The organism is Massilia sp. (genome assembly GCF_032106685.1).
Lineage (GTDB): Bacteria > Pseudomonadota > Gammaproteobacteria > Burkholderiales > Burkholderiaceae_D > Telluria.
In genome coordinates this window covers 1-23,349 of sequence record NZ_DAMCPG010000009.1, presented here as the reverse complement: position 1 = coordinate 23,349, position 23,349 = coordinate 1, and the positions used below count along the sequence as shown (strand labels likewise).

Here is a 23,349-nt window from a genome sequence, read left to right as displayed (position 1 = left end):
CGGTTATTGCGGTTATTGCGGTTGCTGCGGCGGCTGGGTTTGCTGCGATGCCGGGTCCAGCGGGTCCATCTCCGGCGGCACGGGCAGCCTGGTCGGGCGATCCGGGTAGTGGCCGCCGACCTTGCTGTAATTGCGCAGCTGGAACACGTAGGCCAGCACTTCGGCCACGGCCGAGTACAGCTTTTCCGGAATCTCGTCGTCGATCTCGGTGTGCTTGTACAGCGCACGGGCCAGGGCCGGGGCTTCGAGCATGGCGACCTTGTTTTCCCTGGCCAGTTCGCGGATCTTGGCCGCCACCTCGTCGGCGCCCTTGGCGACCACGCGCGGCGCGCCGGCCTGGCCGTCGGCGTACTTCAGCGCCACCGCATAGTGGGTCGGGTTGGTCACCACGACGTCGGCAGTGGGCACATTCTGCATCATGCGGTTGCGCGCCATTTGCCGCTGCATCTGGCGAATCTTCCCTTTAATCTGAGGATTGCCGTCCGATTCCTTGGCTTCCTCGATCATTTCCTGGCGCGTCATCTTGTGCTTGTTGGCGTAATGCCAGATCTGGTAAGGCCCGTCGATCGCCGCGATCACGCCCAGCGCACCGACGATGAACAGGAAGGCGCGCCACATCAGGCTGGCCAGGTGGCCGGTCGAGGTGCCCAGCGGCTCCACCGCCAGGCCGAGCACGGCATCGATTTCGCTCATGACGACGACCCAGGCCACGGCGCCGACCAGCAGGGTCTTGGCGATGGCCTTCAGGAGTTCGACCAGGGAATTGGTCGAGAACATATTGCCCAGCCCGCTGATCGGGTTGAGCTTCATGAAGTTGGGCGTGAAGGCTTTCGTGCTGAAGTTGAAGCCGCCGATCAGCAGCGGCGAGGCCACCGCGACCAGCATGATGGCGAAGGCCAGCGGCAGGCAGGCCAGCAGCACGCCGCCGACGTCGGCCGCGATGCGTTCGAGCAGGACGCTCGGGTTGTAGATCTGCTCGCGATCCAGGCTGAGACCGGACTCGAGCGCGCTCGACAGGCGGCCGACCAGGCTGCCGCCGGTGATCCACAGGCCGGCGCCGGCCGTCATCAGCACGGCAAAGGTCGCCAGTTCGCGCGACCGGGGAACGTCGCCTTCTTCGCGCGCCTTCTCGAGTCTCTTGGGTGACGCGTCTTCTGTCTTTTCTGCGTCGCTGTCCGCCATGCCTGTTCCCTTGCCGTTCCCTCGTATGTCGAACCTGGATTATCGCCGCTATTGCCGCACGGCTATATCTAGAACAAGGAGGAAAAGTCCCGCCAATTCACCGTCGGGCCGAAAAAGTTCCAACAAGGAATCATTCAAATTGTTAATTTTGACGCAGAGCAAACATCGTCGGATGTTGTAAAAAACGCTAGCAATTGTGCTACGCATTTCGCATACTAGCTCTACAATAAAAACCGTCCAGCAGAGCATAACAACACCTTACCCCTTGATTCCAAAGGGAAATAAATGCTGGCAGGGATGTCTTGCAAACACGCGGCAAGTTTGCCGTGGAACTGGTTCATGCACGTCCACTGTCATCGGGGGCTCTATGGGTATCGTTTCAAATGTGAAATTTTTCTGCGTCACATCTATTCTGTGCGTTGCCGCACTCTTCAGCGGCGCGGCGCAGGCGGGCGAGGAACTGGCCGTACCCGAGAACCCGTTCAGCTCCGCAATGATCATCGACAGCGATTCGCCCACCCGGGCGCGCTGGGACGTCTACCTGTCCGGCTACGCCTGGCACGACCGCGACACCTATACCCAGAAGCAATTGAACAAGATGAACGAGAACACCTGGGGCGGCGGCATCGGGCGCAGTATCCGCAACGAGCGCGGCAACGACGAATCGGTCTACGCCATCCGCATTCGCGACTCGAACGAGCGGCCGCAGTACATGGCGGGCTATGCCTACCAGTGGGTGTTTCCGGTGGTATCGAAATACGAGGTCAGCGCCGGCTTGACCGCGCTCCTGATCCGGCGCCACGACTGGTTCGACGGCAGGCCCTTCCCCGCGGTCCTGCCGGTCGCCTCCTTCGGCACCCACAAGGCCCAGCTGACGGCCACCTACGTGCCCCACCTGTCGATGCGCAAGGGCAAGGGCAATATCGTGCTGCTGATGCTGAAGATGTCGCTGTAGCAGGTCTCATGCACGCAGGCGTTCGGCCGCGTTCACATGCTCGGCTGTGCCTCGTCCCAGTCGAACAGCTCCTGGTCGCGCGCAGCCGGGCTGGTGATGAGCGGCTTCGACAGCTTGCGTGCCCGGGCAGCGTTGGCCTCTTCCAGCAAGGTGTGGAAGTTGCGTCCGTAAAATGCGCCGTTCAACTGGGTCTGGCTGATCAGGTAAGAGCGGAAACGCCGCCATAATCCCCGATCGACCTTGCACTCGTCGTTCCAGAAACTGTTGAGCGCGCCCTGGTAGGTCAGGCCCGGCAGGTCGTAGAGCGCCCGTCCCATCAGCTTGAGCGGCTTGTCGTGATAGAGCGTCGACAGCCCGACCGTGCTGTTGATCGTCACCACGCCGCGCGCGTGGCGCAGCAGCGTCGGCAGGTGCACGTCGTGCACGTAATGCACGCGGCCCGCAAGGCCGTGCTCGGCGCTGAGCTTGTCCAGCAGGCGGCGATAGTCGCGCTGCCCGCGGTCCATCGGATGGTGCTTGAACACCAGGTGATACCGGCTGTCCGCGCCCGCGGCAAACGATGCCGTCACTTCGCGGATGAAATCGCGTACGTCGTTATACGGGCTGTGGCTGGTGACCTGGCTGTCGTTGTAGACCTGGAGGGCGACGGCGAAATACTTGCCGTCGTGTTCCCGCAAAAGCTGCTCGAAGACAGGTTTGTCGCGGCGGCGGTTGATGTGTTTGCGTACCCACGAGCGCACCCAGGTCCGCGCTTCGTAGCGGATCGAGAATTTCTTGTGATGACGGTAATGTGGGTAACGCGCCGCCAACAGGCGGCCCGCCGCGTAATAGAACATCGCGGACATGGCCCCGCGCAGGAAACTCGGGTAGGCCGGCTTCGGAGGCGTTACCTCGACCTCCGGCAATGCGCGATAGAACATCGGACTGCGCGAGAGCCGGGATTGGGCGTTGACCCCACCGCACTCGAGGGTGATGTAGTCAGGCCGCACGTACCCTTCCTCGAAGACAAGGAAAGGAATGCCGAGCGCATCGGCAACACATTTGGCGGCGACGTGGTAGTGGCGGCAATCGCCAAAGCAGACGATCCCGTCGATACGATGGGTCACGAGGAATTGTTCGATGAAGTCAGGAAAATCATCGAGCGTTCCGGTGTAATCGGTCGCGTCCAGGCCACGGTGGAACAGCCAGTCGCCGCCATTAAAATTGATCTTGCGAACCGCGATGTCGTGCTCATCGAGCCAGCCGGCTACCCGATTGAAAAAATTCCCCATCGGCCCTTGCAACATCAGCACGCGGCGGCACTGCAGCAGTTGGTAAAAAGCAGGCAAAGTGAAATCACCTTGCCGATATCGCGCCAGTTGGCTAGCGTCAAGGCGAGCGTTCATCGTAGAGCGGGGAAAGTTACTGTAGGAAATTTTTGGCCTGATTATAGGCAAGAAACTTTCCCGAAATCTCTACATTTGTAACAATGTTTCTTGAATGCGACAGTTTTCCTGAGAAAAATCGCGATTACCCTGGGAAACAGTAGATGCGCGAGCGCCAAACCTGCGGAATGCCGCGCCAGCACGGCTGGCGGCCGCCTTACCGCTGCTGTGCCAGCATGGCCTGGGCAAGGATCGCCAGCTTGCGCCGTTGCCGCCGCAGCCACCCAAGACGCAACTTCTCGAGTTCGCCGGAATGCTCGAGCGCCGTACGTGTCTCGACCAGCTGGCGCAGTACCGCTTCGCAGCTGGCATAGCCCTTCAATTGCCAGTCCCAGTAGAGCGGGTAGCGCAGCAAGGTCCCCGCGACCAGCTCGTCGAGGCTTAGGCGCCGCTGCCGCCGGCCGAACGCCACGCCATCGGTCAACACGTCCTCGGTCAGGCCCCACCCTGCGTAAAAGGGCTGGCCATACACGACGACACGCTTGCCGCGCAATAAGGCATCGAAACCGGTGAGCGAGGTCATGGTGTGCACGACATCGCAGGCGTCGATGCAGCTGACGACCGACAGGCGCGTTTCGATCAGGTCGGCGAAATGGCTGGCCTGCGCCAGCGCGACGCTCCCGGCGCGATTGCCGGACATGACGTCCGGGTGCGGCTTGTAGACGATGAACGCGTCCGGATGGGCGCGCCGCGCGGCCTCGAGCAGGCCCAGGTTGGTCTTGACGTCCACGCAGCCGTAGCGGATCGAGGCGTCGTCTTCGACCTGCCCGGGAACCAGCACGACCTCCCGTCCCGCACTCGTCCAGGGCGCGCGCTCGCGCGGCTCCAGGTTGTACTTGGTAACGCCATGATGCACGATGAACGTCCTGACCTGCGCCGCCCGCCGCAGCTCTTCCTCGCCGAAGGCGGCCGTGGCCAGGATCTGCTCCAGGTCCGAGACCTGGGTCGGATCGAAATAGATGCCGCGCTCGTCCAGCACCAGCGACAGCGGCCGGATCAGGTCGGAACCGAGGCCGACGGAGCGGGCAAACCCGTCCTCCATGCGCACCAGCCGGGCGCCGCTGCGTTGCGCCAGCTGCGCCAGCCCGGCGGGTGCGTCGCGCCCCCAGAAGACCAGGCTGTCGCGCGGCTGCGGCGCCAGGCCGGCAGCCTCCGCGGCCGTCGCCACGAACTGCGTGCGGGTGCTGTCGAGCGCAAGCAAGGGCTTGACATTGGCGGCTTTCCAGCGCCGGAAGCCGACGCCGATCACCCGCCCCGGCCGCCGGGCCGCCATCTCCCGCTGGCGCACCAGCCAGTCGATCACGTCGAAGATGCTGCCGCCCCGGTGCGTCACCGGATCGAGGTAGCGCGTGTAGTGGAAATAAGCGGCGGCGAACAGCTCGTCCACCGAACGCCGCCGCCCGGCCAGCGGCAGCCTGCGGCTGCAGGTTTGCCGATCGTCGGTCGCGCCCCAGCCGGCGTACCAGGGCATGCCGAACACGCTCACCGGCTTGCCCGCCAACAGGGCCTCGAAACCCATGGTCGAGGTGACGACGTAGACGCGGTCCATCCGTTCGATCAGGCTCAGCGGATTGATCGGCTGGCGCAGCACCACGGTACGCTCATCGTCGGCCACCCGGGTTAGGTATCCCCCCTTGTGGCCGGCGCTGACTTCCGGATGCGTCTTGACGTACACGGTCGCCCCCGGGTTCTCGGCACGCGCCGCCGCCAGCATGCGCGTGAAGGTCGCGGCGTCGGCGCCGCCCAGGTCCACGCTCAGGTCGCCCGCGGTCTGGTCGATCACCAGCACGCGCTGGCGGTCCTGCGCGCGCAGCAGGCACGGATCGAGCTCGGGCGCATGGTTGTACTTGCTCAGCCGGTGCGCGAGCACGAGCGACCTGGCGCGCGCGACCTCGTCCGCGATTCCCTGCAAGAGGTCGGTGTCCGAAGCGAGCAGCGACTCCAGCGCCGAGGGGCGCGTGCTGTCGTAGTAAATGCCCTGCTCGTCGACGACGAGGGACAGGCCGGGACTGTGCTTCCCGGTGCCGTAGGAGCGCAGGAAGCCGTCCTCGAGACGCAAACACGACGCGCCGCTGCGCGCGGCATACCACTGCGCGCGCCGGGCGCTGGGCTTGGCGCCCCAGCCTGCCCAGGCGCCGGGCGTGGCGCCGGCCAGGGGCAGCAAGGCGGCGCGCACCGGGCGCTCGAGCAGGCGCGAGAGCAGCGGCTGGCGCCAGATGCCGGTGTTCCAGACCGGTACGCGAACGATGCCAGGCTTCACAGGCCGACTACCGCGGCGATTTCGCCGAGACGATGGGTCCAGGTGTGCTCGCGCAGCACGTACTCGGCGCCGGCACGGGCGCGTTCCAGGTCGTCGCTGCCGGGGCCGTTCTTCAGGCGCCGGAACAGGTGGTCCGCTTCCTCCGCGTCATGCACCACGTGACAGTAATCCTTGAAGTAGCGCTCGACGGCCGGGCTGGGATTGGTCACGGCGATACCGCCGCAGGCAAGGATCTCGACCAGCCGGCGCGAGAACATCGTCGCGGAATCCTCGACGGTATTGACGTTGATCGAGACCGTGTAGTCCTTGTAGATCTGCGCCGTCTGCGCATGCGACACCGCCGGCAACACCCGCAGGCCGTGCAGTTCGGGGTAGCGATAGTGGCCGCCCTTCCGGCTCGAATTACGGTCGATCACCGTCAGTCCCATCCCGTGGGTCAGCGTGGCCAGGAAGAACATGTCCTGCCACTCGCGCCGGCGGTTGTGGATATGGCGGCTGTAACTGCCGACAAAATTGCTCTGGTTATGCTTGAAGTCGAATCCACTGAAGCTGTGCGTCGCCGGCTGAACCGCGAACAGCAAGGTATCGACGCTCGCTGCGGGCGCCGCGGCCCGGTAACGCGGAATGCAATTCTCGTCCACCGTGAAAATGTGGTCGAACAGGACAGCGCTGGCAATGAAGCGCTCGAAATGCACGCCATCTTCCTTGTTCCAGAACACAGTCGGAATACCGAGGTCGCGCGCATGCGCCACCAGGGCGGCCAATGCGCGGTTGTTCCGTTCCGGATGATCCGGATAAGCGGCAATACGGTATTTCCATTTTTCGCCAAACCCCTGCCATGCCGACTCGACCAGCAGAAAATCCGGGCGCCCGCGCCTGAGCAGCAGCCGGTAATTGTTCGGGGTAAGCGTCAGGACGTCGCATTCCGCTTCGAGACTCGACTGCGTCAACGCATCGGCTACCAGTGCAATGCGCAGCCGCCCGTCGCGTGGACTGCGCGCGCGCTTGATTTGCGAAAGTAAGTTCAGCATCGTGTTATCGAATCTTGTGCAGGATGAGGAGGCTGTCGAAACTGCGGGGAGACGGCGCCGCGTGATAGTCGATCAGGCCGGCCACGGCATAGTCGCTGCCCTTGAAGCCCGAGCGCAGGTCGTCCAGCGTCACCTCGGTGGATTTGAAACGCTGCTGGAAATAGCGGATCAAGCGTTCGTTGGCCGCCGGTGCGCGCGGACGCAGCAACGGCGGCACGAAGCGCGCCAGGCCGGTACGGCGCGGCACATAGTTCGTGTCGGGGGCGCGCTTGAAATCGAACAGCACGAAGCTGCCTGGCGGCACCACTGTACGCATGGCCTTCAACTTCGTCGACAGGAAATCCTGGTATTCGTCGAAGCGGATCTGTTCGAACACGACCGCGTGGGTCGTCCCCGGCGCGAAGTCGGCGGCCTGGACCGCCGCGCCGCCAGCCGCGTAGCGCACCGGGGCGATATCGGGCGCGATCTGCATCATCTTTTGCATGGCCAGCTCGCGCGCCGCCGCCGCGTTGGCAGCCGGCTCGTGGTGCACGATCGGCTGCATGCCGGCCGCTGCCTTCAGGCCCTTGTTCACGTCCCCTTTCGCGGATTTCTTTGCGGCGCGCGCGGGCGGCGCGGTGTCGGCCGCGGGCGCGGGCGCCGACAGCGCGGCGAAATACCCGTGCAGGTCGAATTCGCTCTGTGTCACGACCACGTTCTCCGGATGGAAGCCCATGCTCTTCTTGAACAGGCCTATGCCGGTCTGCACGTCATGCTCGCGATACAGGTAATTGATGGCCCGCACCCAGGGACGGTTCGCGATGATGCTGGCGACCATCGACGACACCAGCAGGTTCATGACGCCTTCGTTCAGGTGGTCCTTGTGGCCGAGGATGTGGTTCACCTGCCCCAGTTCGCCATAGAAGAAAATCGTGGCGTACGCCACCAGCCGGTCTTCCTTGAAAACGCCAAAGAACGCGTCGCCGTGGTAGGCGCAGCTGCTGTTGAACGGCTGATCGTAGGCACTCGTGGGACGCACCTTGAAATAGTCGGGAATCTCCTTGCCCTGGCGTAGCGGATCGGAGGTCCGGATTGCAAGAATGTCGTCGAGGTAGTCGTTCGGATCGACGTCGCGATGGACGTATCCGGCGCGCTGCGCCTTGCGGATCATGTTGCGCGACTTGTCGCCGATCTGCGCCAGGTAGGTCGCGGGTGAATCCGGTATGCGCAGCATGGCGGGCTGCGCATGGTAGATTGTCGCGGGCACGTTCTGGCCGCCGAGAGAGATGGGGAAATTCGTTCGTCCAAAGTCATCCTTGCCTCCCCGCCGCTGGACGTCATCCATCGTCTCGAACCAATGTTGGCAAATTGCCTGGCACAGGGCACTGCAATCGTGCCGGGCGTTGAGCAGGTTTAAACCCAGGATGGCATTGCCTTTGGCGAGCCGGGCGGTCCCAGCTTCCTGTGGTGCGTCCTGATACGCCGACTCCAGCACGCCGCCTTCCGCATTGATCGATAGCCTGGAGAGCTGAATCGGGGTTGAACTGCTCCATAGCCGCAGTCCAACGCGCCGCAACCTGGCAGGCGGCAATGTTATCGCCAGATTTAAGTCGCCTCCTGACACTTTCGGTTCCAGATAAACGTAGCACCCGACCCCTGACCTGGTAATCCGATGCGCGGCCAGCTCTGCGGCGTCCACAGGCTCAGCAAAGTCCAACAACAATAGCGCTGCGCCTCGGATGTCGAGCGGCCAGAATCGTGTCGAAGCGTTGAGTTCGAACCGATCTAGCCGCTGCCCCGGAACATCGAACCAGAGGGGACGTTTGGTAATGGCGATCTGCTGAATTTGCATGAGAAACTGATCAGTTGTCATCGATAGTACAAGTGAGCACGCGTGTCGTGCGAACAGGCTCGCCATCAACCCCTAAGCGACATCCCAAGTCCAGGATATGCACCCAGATGGTGGCGCCAGCCACTGCCTCAGCGGCGTCGAAATGCGCCCAGGGACGTGCCGAATATGGTTGCGTATGGAGTACCCGGCCGTTCTTCGAAACGCCGAATGCAAACAGGAATCGAGAGGACGGAGGCGTCGCGATGCGTATCTTTAGAACGGCATTTTCCTGGAACACGCTCAATGCGCCATCTTGTCGGATGTCCTCAAGCATTGGAACAAGCTGCCTCGTCATCTGCTGGTAATAAGCGTCACCATAATGGAAAGGGGCCACTCCCCAACGGTGCTGACTGCTAGCACGAAGATTCTGTGCATCCGCGACAAGCCAACGCTTGGCGGGCACATAACGCTCTAATTCGCTGTACATCCATGCTAGGTGCTCATTAGCCAGCCGGCGTTTTTTTACATTATCGTTTGGTAGCGGAGTGCCGTCTTCAAATTGATCGGCCCAGAATACTTTATTGACGATCACACGCTGATCCAAGCCGTATGCCTTCAGCTTGGCGAACAGACGTTCGACTCCACGTTGCCACAGCTCGCGATGACGTTGGCTACCCGAGCGCACCCACTGATCGCCGTCACGATCCTTGTCTGTGAAAAAACCGCTTTCGTGCAATTCGACAGAGGCCGTAATCAAGGCCCCAGGCGCCGCCTCGTAGGTATCGAAGCGCTCGTCGATCAGATCGATCAATACAGCGTCCGCCTCGATGCGCCCGATACTATTTCGATACAAATCCTTTGTCGTCTCACGCTCTACCGTCTTGCGCTGAAACGGCGAGGCAATGCGCTCCAGCTGTGACGCTGCCAACTCCGCTGGCAGCGTAGTCAAGGCTGCCAACGAACTGCGTGCGTAGTAGTCTGCAAGCGTGAATTGGTCTTTTTTAAGGAAATTCAGGATATCGCGCGAAACACAGCTCCCAACTACAAGGAGACGCGGCGGGGTCAAACTCTTATGCATGGACACTCCACCTCACCTGTAGTAGCGCCCTACCGACAGCATGGGAAAGCCCCGCCTGAGGTCGGACGTGTATTCGACATAGACCAATGCGGCAACCTGACCGGCAGGGCCAGAGACCGGCAGCATGAATTTATTGTGTCCCTGTTCGTCAAAGCACCCATCCATGTCGAAATCGTGTCCGTATTCCTGCACCAATGGCGCGATGGTTTCGTTGGAACGAGCTAGAACGACAGTACTGTGGACCCACATCGGCTTGGCGTATTTCTTCACGACCGCATCAGCGCCAGGCAGTGAGCGATACAGCAACTTGCCACCGGCCGCAGCTTCGTAAACGCGAAAATCGATACTGGAAGAAGCATGTTTCCAAGGCTGCATTGCTCCCATATCCGCAGTCTTGTGCTGAATTTCACCTCGATATAACGCGTCAAGCTGCAGGCGGTTAAGATCGCCGTTCAAGAATTGAGTCGACTGAAAAGCGAACCCTACAACTTGCTGCAACGGTGCCTGCTCATTTTTCGTCTCAACCGAAGTCAAGGTATACGCGCCGTCAACTGCAGGATCGACAACCCAGCGATAGCGTAATGTGGATGTGGCGACGACAAAACTGTTTTCCTCCTCGACAAGACGAGCGAACTCATGGTCGCGGCGATCTGGCTCAACCGTCCCGACCAGTCCATCCTGGCACCCCGGGCGCCCGTAGGGAGCACGCATACGATGGCGATACGAGGTGAAGGTGCGAGGTAGTAACCGAGCACTATCGAAGCGTTGGGTATCCAAGCATATACGCGAGTCACAGCGGTATACAACGCCTAGTTCGACGATGTTTCGAGCCCGCTCTCCACCAAGCTGATAGCCGGCAGAGAACGACAAAACCTGAGGCAGTGCTGGCGCGGCCGCTACGATACTGCTTAAAGAAATCGCAGCCAGCGCAAGCATGGTCATGACACGATATTGCTTCATCCAAATGCTCTGATCTCGGCATCGACGATCGCGTTCTTGGCGCTTTGTCGTGCGACACGCGCCGCTGCAGCCGCCGACATTGCGCTGAAACGCTGAGGATTCTCGACCAGCGCGGCGATACCCTGAGCCATCGCTACTGGATCGTCGCCAGGCGCCAAGATGCCGCATTCGTCGTCAACGAATTCCGGGATCGCTGTCACAGCGTTAGTCACTGGCACAAGGCCAGAAGCCATTGCTTCATCTCGTGAGACGCCTTGCGCATCCATTCGGGTCGGCGACAGGAAAATTCCGTATTCTTTATGCAGTGCTGCGATGTCCGACTGCTTCAAGAAGCGCTGCTCGATGACGACGTTTCTGTACTGACGCAATGGTGCCAGCGTCTGTTCGAAAAGTGGTCCATCGCCGATCATCCGGAATTCCATATCGGAGAACCAAGGCTTCGATGCCAGCAGTTCGATTGCACGAACGCTCAGGTCGTTTGCATACTTTGCCGATGCATAAGGACGAATCGACAGTACTTTCAGCCGCTGCTCTTGAGGCTTCGGAACGTAGCAGAAAACGTCGGTATCAATCGGATTATGAATGATCGTGTAATGAGCCTCCGGAATACGGAAGCCAACATCTTCCATCACCTCTTCCGCGAAATATCGTGAGACAAACACGAGCTTTAATCGCGCCGGAATTTTACGCAACAGAGTACGCCAGAACAGCATTCGGGCTTCGCTCTTCATCTTTGCGACCGTGCGTTCATCCTCGGTGGAGTAACTAAAATCGCGGCGGTGCCATGGCTGAATTTCTGCGCCATGGACCCAGACCGTAACGTCAATGCGGTCAATATGATGCTGCAAGACTTCCCACATCCCCGGGTCGAGGAAATGCACCAGCACGGATTTGTAACGCCCGCTGGCAAGCATCTGGTTCAGTACTTCGGCAGAACCAGTCGTGACGTCGACGTTCTCGAATTCGTGATACGACACTGGCTCCGAAGGACGCAGCCGGAAGACGTCACAGCGGATCCCACGCTCACGGTAGGCGATTACCCGGCTGTGAACAAATCCATTGCGATACAGGTCTTCATAGGAAGGATAATGATTCGTCAGTACCAGCCGGTCGGCCTGCCCCAGTAACTCTGCAGGTTGTAGATCACGATGATCCAAAACCAGTCCTTGGATGTCGGCCTGTCCGCCCGCATACACCCGCAGCGCAAAGCGAACAGCTGCAGTACCAAGAGGCAACTCTACTTCCTGATTGCGATTGACGTTCTTGATGACGTGAGAAATCTTCTGTTTTTGCGCATCAATAAAGTAGAGCACCAACTGTAAATTCAAGCCTGGAGTAGTTTCGAAATAGAAGCGCGCTAACCGCTCATTCCAGCCAAGCTCGTCAATTGAAACATCCTTGGTCGCGTAGAGGTATTCGTGCTTGCCATCTGGCAGCGAAGATTCGACACGCCAGGAGTGCCCCTCCGGCTGCATGTTAAGAGCTGCACTTGGCCGCTTTCCGAACAGCGTCGCCATTTCGGCGCCACTGAGCATTCTGGCGCTAGTGCCTTGCTCGGCAGCAGGAGGAATAGCTTCGGCACGGGTGAGCAATTCTTCGATCCCAATACCGGTGTTCAGGTTTTGTAGATCGTCCACGGCTTCCTGCACCAGATTGCCCAACCCGGCGTTCTCTGCATTGGCTTCGCGACAATAGTTAAACTCGTCGATCGCCAGACCATTGCTGCTCTCCAGCTCGGTATAAGGCAGGGCCGCAAGCCATTCTGCTGCGTTATTCGAGGCCAGCTTCGAAACACGGATCGCAGCGCATCGGGCAGCGAGACGGGCAGCCGGGTGATAAGCACGGTCACCATTTTCAAGAATAATTTGACCGTTGCGCAGCAGGTAATATGCACCTTTACCGATCACGTCGGCTTCGCTATACAGGGTACCTAGCGCTATATCGGTCAGATAATTCGGACCATAATAATCGCGTGCGCTGATGCCTGCCAAGAAATCCGCCCTTTCGACAAGTACGCCAATGCTCGACACTTTTTCGCTTGGATGCAGATAAACCCCGTCGTCCTTAATCGCGGTCGCATCCGGAACGAAACCACGGTCCAGCACCACGTGCAAGGTTCGGCGGGCATACCGTTGACGCCGGAAGTGCCCCAGCACCACGTCGAGCTCGTCCCGATTGGCGGCAGCGGCAAGCATCGCAATCGCAGGCAGCGAATCGGTCGGCGTTTGGCCACTAACCTTCGAGAAGACATATGCCAAGCGCTGCTGATAGGTATGCTCCTGCAAGACCTTGCGCAAGGCGGCCAGGCGCAGCTTCGAACCACGCACCTGGTCGTCTGCCACCTCGCGCAGGTGGCGGACCATCTCTTCGCCGCTGTCGGTGGTGACGACGAGGTCGCCGAACATCAGCCGCACGCCACGTGAATAGTTACTGACCGTGATCGTGTTCGATGCCAGCAGCTCGAACACGCGGCGCGCGAACATCGATTGCGACTGCTTGATCGAGTTCAGGTTGATCGCATAGCGGTAACCCTTGTAGGCCTTGTCGATCTGGTCGAAGGGGAGCGTGCCGACGATGTAAGGCTGGTATTCCGGCGGGAACTGATAGTTCGGATCGTCCTTGCCGAAATTGCGGTCATAGATCTCCAGCGGGCGGAAGCTCGGCAACTGGCTGACGAAATTGCCCAGGTCGCGCGTACGCTCGGGATAGCGGGCATAGTAGGCGCCCGCGAAGCAGAACGCGTCCTTGCGCTCGTAGGTTTCGATCGGATGGTTGTTGGCCGGCTGGCAGGCGAACGGCAATAGGTACACGCGGTCGTGGCCGAGCGCCGCCTTGTAGCGGTGGATGCAGTCGATGTCGGTGGTGAACACGAAATCGAACATCGACGCGGTGCTCAGGAAGGTCTCGAAGTGCACCGGGTCCTCCTTGTTCCAGAACACCGTCGGCACCTTGCGGGCGCGGCACCAGGCGACGATGCCTTGCAGTTCCTGGCTGTTGTGCCCGACCTTGCTGCCCCACAGCTCGTCCTTGCCGCGCCAGGCCGACTCGATGAAGAGCAGTTCCGGGGCGAACTGTTCCAGCTCGGCCTGCCAATCGGCCGGCGTGAGTTGCTGCAGGTTGCATTCGGCGCGATAGGAGCCGAACGTGAACTCGTCCATGATGGCCGCGACTTTCAGGCGGCGCAGGTCCATCGGCAGGGTTTGCGGCTGTTCCATCGCCGCGATGGCAGGCTGGACCACAGGGGCAGGCGCCGCCGCGGGCGCGGTGGCGGCCGGGGCCGGCTGTACCGGCGCGGTGCCTGGCATCCGCGCGATGACCGGCGTCGCGCTGGCCGCCGGCGCCGCGACGACGGGCGCGGCCGGGCGCAGCGGCTCGCCACGGGCGCCGGCCTGGGCGACCGTCCGCAGCTTTTGCTCGCGCTCGCCCTTTTGCTTGCGGCGCTGTACCACTTCCTTGCGCCACGCGAGCAGCTCGCCCGGCAGGCCCATCACGCCGCGGAAGGACTTGAAGCTGTGGATCAGGATGTAACCGAGCCGGAACGACAAGGTTGCGCGGGTCTTCTGCACCTGCTGCTCCGCCTGCAATGCCTGCTTGCGCGCAGCGGCGGCGGTACGGACAGCCTCCCCTTCCGCCCGGCGGCTGGCGCCGAGCTCGATCTTCAGGCGGTTGATGTCGTGTTGCCGGTCGCGCGCGGCAGCCGAGCTTTCACGGTACTTCATGTTGGCATTGGTCAGGCTGCGGCGGGTTTCTTCCAGCTCCGCCCGCGCTGCCGCCAATTCCTTCTCGACGCGCTCGCGCGTCTGCGTCGACTGGCGCGCCAGGTCGTCGAGCGCCCCCATCTTCGCGGTTGCCGCGGCATGGGTCTCGCGCAGTGCGTCGAGCTCGCGCTGCAGGCGATTGACGTCATCCATCGCGTCGGCCCACAAGCGCTGGGCGGCGCTGGCGGCGTGCTCCTCCTGCAGCACGCGCTGCTCCAGCGCACTGACCTGGGAGCGCGCTTCGATGCGCTGACGGTCGCTGGCGGCGAGTGCCTCGGCGGTGGCGCCCAGTTCCGCCTCGATGGTGGAAAGACGTTGTTCAGTCTCCCGCAGGCGCGCGGCGTCTTCCTCGCCGAGCTTGCTCAAGCGCGCCACGTGGTCTTCCAGGTTCTTGCGTTCCGCGAGCAACCCGGCATTGGTGTCGGCAACCGCTTTCAGCGATGCCGCCATCTCTTCTGCAAACTTGTTCAGGCGCTTCACTTCGTCTTCGACATCCCGGCGCTCGGCGAGCAACTGCGCGTTGCTGTCGGACACCGTCTGCAACGACGCAGTCAGTTCGTCACCGAGCTTGCTCAAGCGCTGTACTTCGCTTTCCAGGTTCCTGCGTTCGGCGAGCAGTTGGGCATTGGTATCGGCGACTGCCTTCAGGGATGCCGCCATCTCTTCGGCAAATTTGTTCAGACGCTTTACTTCGTTGTCGATCTCCTGGCGCTCGGTCAGCAACTGGGCGTTGGTATCGGTCACCGTCTGCAACGATGCAGTCAATTCCTCGCCGAATTTCTTCAGCCGCTGGATCTCGCCGTTGATCTCCTGGCGCTCCGCGAGCAGCCGGGCATTGGTCTCGCTCACCGCCTGCAAGGACGCATTCGCTTCCGCGCTCACTTTGTTCAGGCGCTGGACTTCAGCTTCGACGTCCTGGCGATCGGCGAGCAGCTTTGCGTTCGTGTTATTTACTACCTGCAATGTTGCGGCCACGTCTTCACCGAACTTGCTCAGACGCTGGATTTCGCCGTCAAGACGCTGTCGCTCGGCAATCAGCTGGGTATTCGCCTGGGTCAGCGCACGCAACGATGTGGCTGCGTCTTCGCCGGATTTTCCAAGGCGCTGCACCTCATCCTGCAGGAGCTGGCGCTCCTTCGCCATGTCGGCATGCGCGCGATTCACGGTTTGCAGCGAGGTCTCGAGGCGGGCCAGCTGCATCTCTGCCTCGTGCCTTGCCTGCAGATGCGTATCGCCGGCGGCGCCAAGGCGCTTGATGTCGTTCTGCAGCGTGTCGCGCTCGTTCTCGAGGCGTTCGCGCGTCGCCTCGAGCTGTTGCAGCACTTCGGCGCGTGCGGCCTCGGCATCGTGGCGCGCTCTTTCTTCTTTTGCCAGCTGGACTTTCAGGTTGGCGACCTGTTCCGTCGACCCGCGGTATTTCAGGTTGGCCGCATCGAGCTGCTGGCGTGCCTGCAGCAACTGCTGCGACGTCAGATAAATGTCCCGGTTTGCCTTCAGTTGCAGGCGCGACAGGCGCTGGTCGACCGTCGTCTGTTCGTTCGGCAAGAACAGATGCGTCGGCGTGGCGTTGAACGTATCCCAGTAGCCGTAATTTCGCGCCGTCATCCAGTTGTGGATCTGGCGGAAGTGGGTATCGGTGCTGCATTCCACGTAGAGAATGGGGCGGTCGCGCTCCACCAGCGCCGCGGCGCCGGCAAGGACGTCGATCTCCATGCCTTCGACGTCGATCTTGATGGCCTTCACCGGGCCAGGAAGCGCGAGGCTGTCGATGGCTTGGATTTCCAGCGGTCCGCCGTCGGCAACGATGCTCTGCGCGCCCAGGTTGTCGGGAATGCTGCTGGCAAAATGGCCGAATCCGTGCTGGCGTCCCAAGCCGACGGTACGAATATCGACACGACTTTCCAGCCCATTCAGTTGCGCGCTTTCGCGCACGGCCGAAGCCAGCTCCGTGTTCGGTTCGAATGCCACGACCTGGCAGTTCGCGACCGCAGCCAGGAACAGCGTATGGTTGCCGACGTTGGCGCCGGCATCGAGCACGATATCGCCCTCGCCCAGCCGCTCTTTCATGTCAAGCAACATGTCCAGCTCGTACGGGACCTGCTCGGTGGCGACCTTGCGCTGGATATAGTCGCGATCGGCATGAGGCAGCACCATGCGGTAGGTCTTGCCGCCTCCCGAGACCTCGACAATCTTGTTCGCTGCGCCGTCGACGGCGCTGGTTTCGTGCATATTCATAGTTCTTGCGGCTGGCCGCGGATTCGTTAGCGGCCTCGACGGCCGCTATTCAGGTTGATAAATGTCGCAGACGATCTCGTCCCGTCATGCCTCAGGCATGACGGCTGGCGCCGACACCGACGGCATCGACCATCCGGGGATGCGCGGCCAGTTGCGCGCTTGCCTGAACGAACTGGCGATGCTTCACGAGGACCGCAACCACGTCGGCCTCGGCCAGGGCCTGCTCGAGCGTGACCAGCGCCTGTTCGGACAACACGCCCGGCAGCGCCTCGACATTCGGCTCGACCACCATCAACTGCACGCCGCTCATGCGCGCGACGTCGGCGGCGATGTGCAGCGCCGGGCTCTCGCGCAGGTCGTCGATGTCGGGCTTGAATGCCAGGCCAAGCACGGCGACCTTGACGCTGCCGGTCTTGCCGTCGTGTGCGCGGCAGGCATCGACCGCGGCGGCGATCTTCCCGACCACCCAGGCAGGCTTGCCGTCGTTGACCTCGCGCGCGGTACGGATCAGGCGGGCCTCGTCGGGCGTCTTGTCGACGATGAACCACGGATCGACCGCGATGCAATGACCGCCGACGCCGCAGCCGGGCTGCAGGATGTTAACGCGCGGATGGTGGTTCGCCAAGCCGATCAGCTCGCGCACGTCGATGCCGAGCTTGTCGCTGATGAGAGACAGTTCGTTCGCGAAGGCGATATTCACGTCGCGGAATGCATTTTCGGTCAGCTTGGCCATCTCCGCGGTACGCGCATTGGTGAACAGCAATTCACCCTGCACGAACACGCGGTAGATGTCGGCAGCGCGCTTGGCGCACTGCTCGGTGATGCCGCCGATGATACGGTCGTTATCGACCAGTTCGATGACGACACGGCCAGGCAGCACGCGTTCCGGGCAGTAGGCCACATGCACATCGATATCGGCGCCGTCGCTGTCGGGCGAAGGGAAGCGCAGTTCCGGTCGCGCGGCCGCCAGCCATTGCGTCATCATTTCGGTCGTGCCGACCGGCGACGTGGATTCCAGGATCACGATGTCGCCACGCTTGAGCACCTTGGCAACGGACTCGGCCGCCGCACGAACATAGGAGAGATCGGGGGCATGGTCGCCCTGGAACGGCGTCGGCACCGCGATCAGGAAGGCCTCGGCCGGCTCCGGCGTCGTCGTGGCGCGCAAATAGCCTTCGGTCACCGCGGCATGCACCAGCATGTCGAGTTCCGGCTCGACGATATGGATCTTGCCGTCGTTGATGATCTCGACGGCGCGCTGGTTGACATCGACACCGATGACGTTGATCTTGCGCGATGCGAACATGGCCGCGGTCGGCAAGCCAATGTACCCGAGGCCAATGACCGAGACAGTGGTGAACTTATGCTGCATTCGAGGTTCCTTCATTGTGGATAGCTTTCACAATACGTGCGCAGGCGGTGCCGTCTCCGTATGGGTTATGGGCAATGCTCATGCTCTTGTATATCTCTTCGCTCTCTAGCAAGGTCGCTACACCGTCGACGATCTTGTTTGCATTCGTACCGACGAGGCGTACCGTGCCGGCTGCGACAGCTTCGGGGCGTTCGGTGGTGTCGCGCATCACCAACACGGGCTTGCCCAGCGACGGCGCTTCTTCCTGGATACCGCCCGAATCGGTCAGGATGATGTAGGCACGCGTCATCAAGTACACGAAGGGCAGGTAATCCTGTGGGTCGATCAGGTGCACGTTGTCGAACCCGTTAAGGATGCGACGCACCGGCTCGGCGACATTCGGATTGAGGTGCACCGGATAGACGAAATCGACATCCGGATACTGCATGGCGAGGGTGCGGATGGCGGCGCAGATCCGCTCGAAGCCGTCGCCGAAGTTTTCGCGCCGGTGGCCGGTGATGAGCACCATGCGGTGACCGGCACGCAGGAAGGAAAAACGCTGCTGCAGCGAGCCGGACAGGACAGTATCCTGCTCGAGTTTGCTTTGTACCCACAACAGCGCATCGATGACCGTGTTACCGGTCACATGGACGATGCTTTCCCGGGTCCCCTCGTCGAGCAGGTTCCGCTTCGATTGCTCGGTTGGCGCGAAGTGCAGGTTGGCCAGTGCGCCGGTGAGTTTGCGGTTGGCCTCTTCCGGCCAGGGCGACTGCAGGTTGCCGGTGCGCAGGCCCGCTTCCACATGGCCGATGCGGATTCGGCGATAAAAAGCAGCCATCGAAGCGCAGAACGTAGTCGAGGTATCGCCATGCACGAGCACCAGGTCTGGTTGAAACTCGGCCAATACCGGGTCAAGTCGAGTTAGGATTTCAGTCGTGATGCCCGCGAGCGTCTGGCCCGGCTTCATGATGTCGAGGTCGTAATCCGGACGAATCTCGAACAATTCGAGGACCTGGTCGAGCATCTGCCGATGCTGCGCCGTGACGCAGACGCGGGACTCGAAATCGGGCTGCCGTGCGAGCAGCTTGACCAGCGGAGCCATCTTGATGGCTTCGGGGCGTGTACCAAAAACAGTCAATATTTTCATCTTCATTCTTCTTCATTGTCGATCGTCGCTGCCACGTTGGCGTGGAAGCGACTGGTGCCGGAGCTGCTGAACCGCGTACTGCTGCGTTTCATCTCTATCCCTGCGGCCAGCCCGGCAATTCACTGGTCGATGCGATACCGCCGGGCGGCATCGGAGGGGACGGTGTTCTGACGTTGTATCGGACAAGAGCCGTGAGCCGGCGGCATGCTGCGCGGCCACGACCCGGGCCGTGCCGCGGCTGCCCGGCAGCCTGCTGTCGCGCGACGCCAGGCGCCGCGCGGCGAAAAGCGCACCCGTGGCGCCGGCTGCCGCCCGCCTTACAGGCCCAGCACCACCTTCGCCGCGATGGCGATCTGGTAAATAATCTGCGTCATGTCCTTGAAGATCTGGCGCGACTTAACGTCGACCTTCGGCAGCACCAGCACTTCGTCGCCGGCGCGCAGGCGCGTGCCCGGGTTGCCTTCCTCGAAGCTGCCGTCGCGGTGCGCGATCACCACGCGCGAGTTGTCCGCGTTCTGGGTATAGCCGCCGGCGCGGGCGATGTAGTCGCCGACCTTCAGCCCGTTGTCGAAGGCCACCGCGTTCGGGAACAGCACCTCGCCGCTCACCAGCACCAGGCCGTCGCGGGTCGGGATGCGCAGCACGTCGCCGTTTTCCAGCAGCAGTTCGTCGCGCGTGGCGCTCGAGGCGATCTGCACCTGGCCGCTCGGCTCGACCTTCTTGGCGCGCTCGACCCATTGCAGGATCAGGTCCGACTCCTGCTTGCGCAGCACCGCTTCATCGCTGGTGCCGCTGCGCGCGGTCAGCACCGCCGACTCGAGGCTGCGCATCGAGGTTTGCAGCATGGCGCGCTGGCGCTCGCGCACGCTGACGCGGTAGAGCTGGATGCTGGCGGCGTCCGACAGCGGCGTCATGCGCACCTGGCCCAGCAGCGCGCCGATGCGCGAGCCGTAGGGCAGCACGAACTCCTGCTGGCCCTGGTGCTCGCCCTCGACACGGACGGTGATGGTGCCGGGCTTCTTGTCGGCCGTGAACTCGACGTCGTCGCCGTTCCCCACGCGCACCTCGCGCGCCGCGCTCAAGGGGTAGTAGTCGGTGTTGCGCACGGTGCCGGTATTGCGCACCACGCGCACGTGGGTGGCGCTGGCGGCCGGCTTGGCGAGCTGCGCCAGCGCGGCGATCGACAGGTCGGCGCCGGCGAACTCGAAGCGCTTGGCATTGGCCGCCAGGCCCGTCACGCGCACCGTGTTCTGGCGCGGCGCGATGAAGATCACGTCGCCGTCGCTCAGCTGGATCTGCGGGATGCTGCCCTGCAACAGGAAGTCGTACAGGTTGACGGTGGCGCGCACCTGCTGGCCGCGCTTGACCTGCACGTCCAGGAAGCTGCCGCGGTCGACGTCGATGCCGCCGGCCTGGTCCAGGTAGTTGAGCAGGCTGTCCATGCTGGTGCCGTTGTACATGCCCGGACGGTTGACGAAGCCGCCGACGTAGATGCGCACCGGCTGGGCCGCGGCCAGGCTGGCGTAGCCGTTGACGTTGGCGCGGAACACCTGGCGCATCGCCGTCTCCAGCGTGCGCTGGAGGTCGCGGTTGCGTACGCCGAGCAGCTTGACCGGGCCGAGCTGCGGGACGAACAGGTTGCCCTGCGGGTCGACGGTCAGGATGCCGTCGAAGGTGTAGCCGCCCCACAGGCGGATCTGGATGCGGTCGCCCACCGCGACCATGTAGTCGGGGTTGAACTGGGTCGCGCCGCCGGCGGCGAAGCTGCCCGAGAACAGCGAGGCGCCGAACACGTCGGTGGCGCGGTTGGCGCTGTAGTCGTAGCGCTGCGGCGCCTGCATGGGCACCTCGGCCGGCATGGCCGCGGCCTGCTGGGCCTGGGCGGCGGCCTGCAGCTGGGCCGCGGTCGCCGTGGTGGTCCCGATGGCGTCGAGCACGGATGGCGAGGAACCGGTCACCGCAGCGGTCTGGGCGGCGCTGGCGGCCAGGCTGACGGCCAACAGCGCGCCGGCGGAAATACGAGAAACAAAACGAAGCATTGCTTAATCCTTGTGGTCACGGATGATTGCCGCGAGCAGGTGGACGACACCGGCTACCAGCAGGGTGACGAGCACCGAGACGATGATGTTGTAGCCGCGACGCGGTTCGAGCGCATGCTGCGGCAGGGTCGGGCTCTGCACCACCGACACCTTCTTCAGGTTGCGGGTTGCTTCCACCCTGCCCTTTTCCAGCGCTACCAGGGCGGTCTTGTAGACGTCGTTGGCAAAGCCGGCTTCCATTTCGAGACGCTGGTATTCCTCGACCGTGCTGTTGAGGGCCTTGCCGTTGGCCGAGGTCAGGCGCGCCTGTTCCTGGGCCAGCTGCTTGTCGATGGCCTCGATCTGCAGGTCGATCTCGACCACGCCGGCTGCGCGCGGCTCGAGGTAGCCGAGCAGCGCGGTGCGCCTGGTCTGCAGTTCGGTGCGCTGGGCGTTCAGGCGCTCGACCACGCCGTTGAGCTGCTCGGCGCGGCTTTGCGGCGACACCAGACCATGCGCGTTCTGGAAGCGGACGACTGCCTGGCGCGTCTGCTGGAAGCGTTCGGCGTTCTGCGCGACCTGCTTCTCGACGAAAGCGACCTGTTCGCGCGCCAGCTGGTGGGCCATCTCGTTCATCGCGTGCTCGCCTTCGCGCACCAGCAGCGCCGTGATGGCCTGCGCGGTGCGGGCGTCGAAGCCCTGCGCCTTAATCACCAGAACGCCCGAGTATTCGTCGAGTTCCACGCTCACGCGCGACAGGTAATACTGCAGGAACGACTCGTCCGGCGCGTCTTTCGACCACATGCGCGAGAGCGGGTCGCGCGCGCGGTCGCTGTAGTGCGCACGCAGGTTGAGCTGCTTGTCGAGCTTCCTGAGCATGTCCATCGACAGCAGGTAGTTGCGCAGTAGGAGTTCGTCGTTACGGCTGCCGCCCGTCCCGCCCAGCAGCGAGCCGAGGTCCGTCGGCTGGCCGCTGGCCAGGTCCGTGCGTTGGACAATCACATTGGCCTGCGATACGTAGCGGTCGGAGGCAATCACACTCCAGTAGAGAACCGACACTGCACATGCAGCGCCGGCGATGCCGAGCACGCCAACGCGGCGCAAGCGTCCCATCAGGCGCGCAGGCAGTCTGGCGCGGCTGTGCCGCGCAGGTGCCGCAACAGTCAGCGCCTCTTCGTTGGTACGGTCATTCATACAGCAATACTTTCCATATAGTGTTTCAACGCATCTTCGATATCGTCGAACCAGTGAGCCTGTCCCTCGTGCAGCCAGATGCCGGCACTGCAGAACTCGCGCAGCGTACTGTCGCTGTGCGACACCATGATCAGGCCGGCGCGGTCCGTCAGATCCCTGAACGCCTTGTTGGCCTTGCTGCGGAAGGCTGCGTCACCCGTCGAGGTCACTTCGTCGGAGATGTACACGTCGAAATCGAAAGCCAGCGACATCGCGAACTGCAGGCGCGACTTCATGCCCGACGAATAGGTCTTGACCGGTTCGTCGAACGAGGCGCCGATTTCAGCGAAATCCTGCATGAAGGCGATGCGCTCGGCCATGTCGTGCTCGTGTCCGAGGATGCGGCAGACGAACTTGGCGTTCTGGCGCCCGGTGAGCGAACCCTGCAGGCCGCCGCCGAAACCCATCGGCCAGGATACGCGGCACTGGCGCTCGATGCGTCCACGGTTCGGCGTGTCGATGCCGCCGATCAGCCGCAACAGGGTCGACTTGCCGGCGCCGTTGCGTCCGACCAGGCCGACGTTGACGTTCTTCGGAATCGTGAACGACACGCCGCTCAACACCCATTTGCCCGGGCCGTGCTCGGTGCGGTAACGCTTGTGGACATCCTCGACGACGATCATTGGCGCACCACCCTTTCGGCAAAGCGCAACTGCAATGCCAGGCCCAGGAAGATCAGCAGCAGCGCCCATAGATAAAGATAGGCCAGGCTCAGACCGGTAAGCGTGTGGTAATACGGCGCAAACGAGACGCGCGCGGTTTCCAGGCCATGGACCAGCGGGTTGAGCGCCAGATAGCTGCGATAAGGCTCGGGAATCGCTCCGATCTGCACCATGACGCCCGACAGGAAATGAGCGGGCAGCATCACGATGTTGATGATCTTGGCAAATTCCGGAATCAACTCGAC

Annotated in this window: 14 protein-coding genes and 1 pseudogene; 1 reads left to right on the top strand and 14 read right to left on the bottom strand. The window is 62.4% G+C overall.

What is annotated here, in order from left to right:
• Positions 1-12: 12 nt before the first annotated feature.
• Positions 13-1,182, bottom strand: a complete 1,170-nt coding sequence (gene flhB / locus RT688_RS07565; protein ID WP_313704235.1) for a flagellar biosynthesis protein FlhB — start codon at positions 1,180-1,182, stop codon at positions 13-15.
• A 385-nt stretch (positions 1,183-1,567) separates the two neighbouring features.
• On the opposite strand from flhB, the gene RT688_RS07560 reads away from it, so the two are divergent.
• Positions 1,568-2,137 carry a hypothetical protein gene (locus tag RT688_RS07560; RefSeq protein WP_313704234.1) on the top strand — a complete coding sequence of 190 codons (570 nt, stop codon included), beginning with the start codon at positions 1,568-1,570 and terminating at the stop codon, positions 2,135-2,137.
• 32 nt (positions 2,138-2,169) lie between these two features.
• On the opposite strand, the gene RT688_RS07555 is transcribed toward RT688_RS07560, so the two are convergent.
• The 13 genes and pseudogenes from RT688_RS07555 to RT688_RS07495 form a co-directional block, all read right to left on the bottom strand.
• Positions 2,170-3,522 (bottom strand): capsular biosynthesis protein, encoded by a 1,353-nt coding sequence (locus RT688_RS07555; protein WP_313704233.1) that lies wholly within the window; start codon positions 3,520-3,522, stop codon positions 2,170-2,172.
• A 196-nt stretch (positions 3,523-3,718) separates the two neighbouring features.
• Positions 3,719-5,821, bottom strand: coding sequence for a capsular polysaccharide biosynthesis protein (locus RT688_RS07550; RefSeq protein ID WP_313704232.1), 2,103 nt, complete (start codon positions 5,819-5,821; stop codon positions 3,719-3,721).
• Positions 5,818-6,852, bottom strand: a complete 1,035-nt coding sequence (locus RT688_RS07545) for a glycosyltransferase (RefSeq protein WP_313704231.1) — start codon at positions 6,850-6,852, stop codon at positions 5,818-5,820. Before RT688_RS07545 ends, RT688_RS07550 begins: the two co-directional genes overlap by 4 nt.
• Before the next feature lie 4 nt (positions 6,853-6,856).
• The gene (locus tag RT688_RS07540) at positions 6,857-8,704 is read right to left on the bottom strand and encodes a hypothetical protein (protein ID WP_313704230.1); all 1,848 of its coding nucleotides are present in this window, start codon (positions 8,702-8,704) and stop codon (positions 6,857-6,859) included.
• Complete coding sequence (locus RT688_RS07535; RefSeq protein WP_313704229.1) at positions 8,694-9,740, bottom strand: DUF6270 domain-containing protein; 1,047 nt, start codon at positions 9,738-9,740, stop codon at positions 8,694-8,696. Before RT688_RS07535 ends, RT688_RS07540 begins: the two co-directional genes overlap by 11 nt.
• Positions 9,741-9,752: 12 nt before the next feature.
• A complete protein-coding gene (locus RT688_RS07530; RefSeq protein WP_313704228.1) occupies positions 9,753-10,700 on the bottom strand; it encodes a hypothetical protein in 948 nt (315 codons plus the stop codon).
• Positions 10,697-16,687 carry an FkbM family methyltransferase gene (locus tag RT688_RS07525; protein WP_313704227.1) on the bottom strand — a complete coding sequence of 1,997 codons (5,991 nt, stop codon included), beginning with the start codon at positions 16,685-16,687 and terminating at the stop codon, positions 10,697-10,699. The genes RT688_RS07530 and RT688_RS07525 overlap by 4 nt, the downstream gene beginning before the upstream one ends.
• A 97-nt stretch (positions 16,688-16,784) precedes the next feature.
• Positions 16,785-18,065, bottom strand: a complete 1,281-nt coding sequence (wecC, locus tag RT688_RS07520) for a UDP-N-acetyl-D-mannosamine dehydrogenase (RefSeq protein WP_313704226.1) — start codon at positions 18,063-18,065, stop codon at positions 16,785-16,787.
• Positions 18,055-19,191 (bottom strand): non-hydrolyzing UDP-N-acetylglucosamine 2-epimerase, encoded by a 1,137-nt coding sequence (gene wecB / locus RT688_RS07515; RefSeq protein ID WP_409521892.1) that lies wholly within the window; start codon positions 19,189-19,191, stop codon positions 18,055-18,057. Before wecB ends, wecC begins: the two co-directional genes overlap by 11 nt.
• A 317-nt stretch (positions 19,192-19,508) precedes the next feature.
• On the bottom strand, positions 19,509-21,230 hold the full coding sequence (locus tag RT688_RS07510) for a polysaccharide biosynthesis/export family protein (RefSeq protein WP_313704224.1): 1,722 nt from the start codon (positions 21,228-21,230) through the stop codon (positions 19,509-19,511).
• A 3-nt stretch (positions 21,231-21,233) separates the two neighbouring features.
• Complete coding sequence (locus RT688_RS07505; protein ID WP_313704223.1) at positions 21,234-22,403, bottom strand: chain-length determining protein; 1,170 nt, start codon at positions 22,401-22,403, stop codon at positions 21,234-21,236.
• On the bottom strand, positions 22,400-23,065 hold the full coding sequence (locus tag RT688_RS07500) for an ABC transporter ATP-binding protein (RefSeq protein WP_313704222.1): 666 nt from the start codon (positions 23,063-23,065) through the stop codon (positions 22,400-22,402). Before RT688_RS07500 ends, RT688_RS07505 begins: the two co-directional genes overlap by 4 nt.
• A pseudogene (locus tag RT688_RS07495) lies at positions 23,062-23,349 on the bottom strand (ABC transporter permease); the annotation flags it as partial. The pseudogene RT688_RS07495 and the gene RT688_RS07500, both read right to left, overlap by 4 nt.

Excerpts from the sequence above, each read along its gene's own strand:
- wecC (WP_313704226.1), bottom strand. The coding sequence starts at position 18,065 with ATGCAGCATAAGTTCACCACTGTCTCGGTCATTGGCCTCGGGTACATT.
- RT688_RS07510 (WP_313704224.1), bottom strand. The coding sequence starts at position 21,230 with ATGCTTCGTTTTGTTTCTCGTATTTCCGCCGGCGCGCTGTTGGCCGTC.
- RT688_RS07535 (WP_313704229.1), bottom strand. The coding sequence starts at position 9,740 with ATGCATAAGAGTTTGACCCCGCCGCGTCTCCTTGTAGTTGGGAGCTGT.
- RT688_RS07555 (WP_313704233.1), bottom strand. The coding sequence starts at position 3,522 with ATGAACGCTCGCCTTGACGCTAGCCAACTGGCGCGATATCGGCAAGGT.
- wecB (WP_409521892.1), bottom strand. The coding sequence starts at position 19,191 with ATGAAAATATTGACTGTTTTTGGTACACGCCCCGAAGCCATCAAGATG.
- RT688_RS07540 (WP_313704230.1), bottom strand. The coding sequence starts at position 8,704 with ATGACAACTGATCAGTTTCTCATGCAAATTCAGCAGATCGCCATTACC.
- RT688_RS07525 (WP_313704227.1), bottom strand. The coding sequence starts at position 16,687 with ATGCACGAAACCAGCGCCGTCGACGGCGCAGCGAACAAGATTGTCGAG.
- RT688_RS07545 (WP_313704231.1), bottom strand. The coding sequence starts at position 6,852 with ATGCTGAACTTACTTTCGCAAATCAAGCGCGCGCGCAGTCCACGCGAC.
- RT688_RS07500 (WP_313704222.1), bottom strand. The coding sequence starts at position 23,065 with ATGATCGTCGTCGAGGATGTCCACAAGCGTTACCGCACCGAGCACGGC.
- RT688_RS07505 (WP_313704223.1), bottom strand. The coding sequence starts at position 22,403 with ATGAATGACCGTACCAACGAAGAGGCGCTGACTGTTGCGGCACCTGCG.
- flhB (WP_313704235.1), bottom strand. The coding sequence starts at position 1,182 with ATGGCGGACAGCGACGCAGAAAAGACAGAAGACGCGTCACCCAAGAGA.
- RT688_RS07530 (WP_313704228.1), bottom strand. The coding sequence starts at position 10,700 with ATGAAGCAATATCGTGTCATGACCATGCTTGCGCTGGCTGCGATTTCT.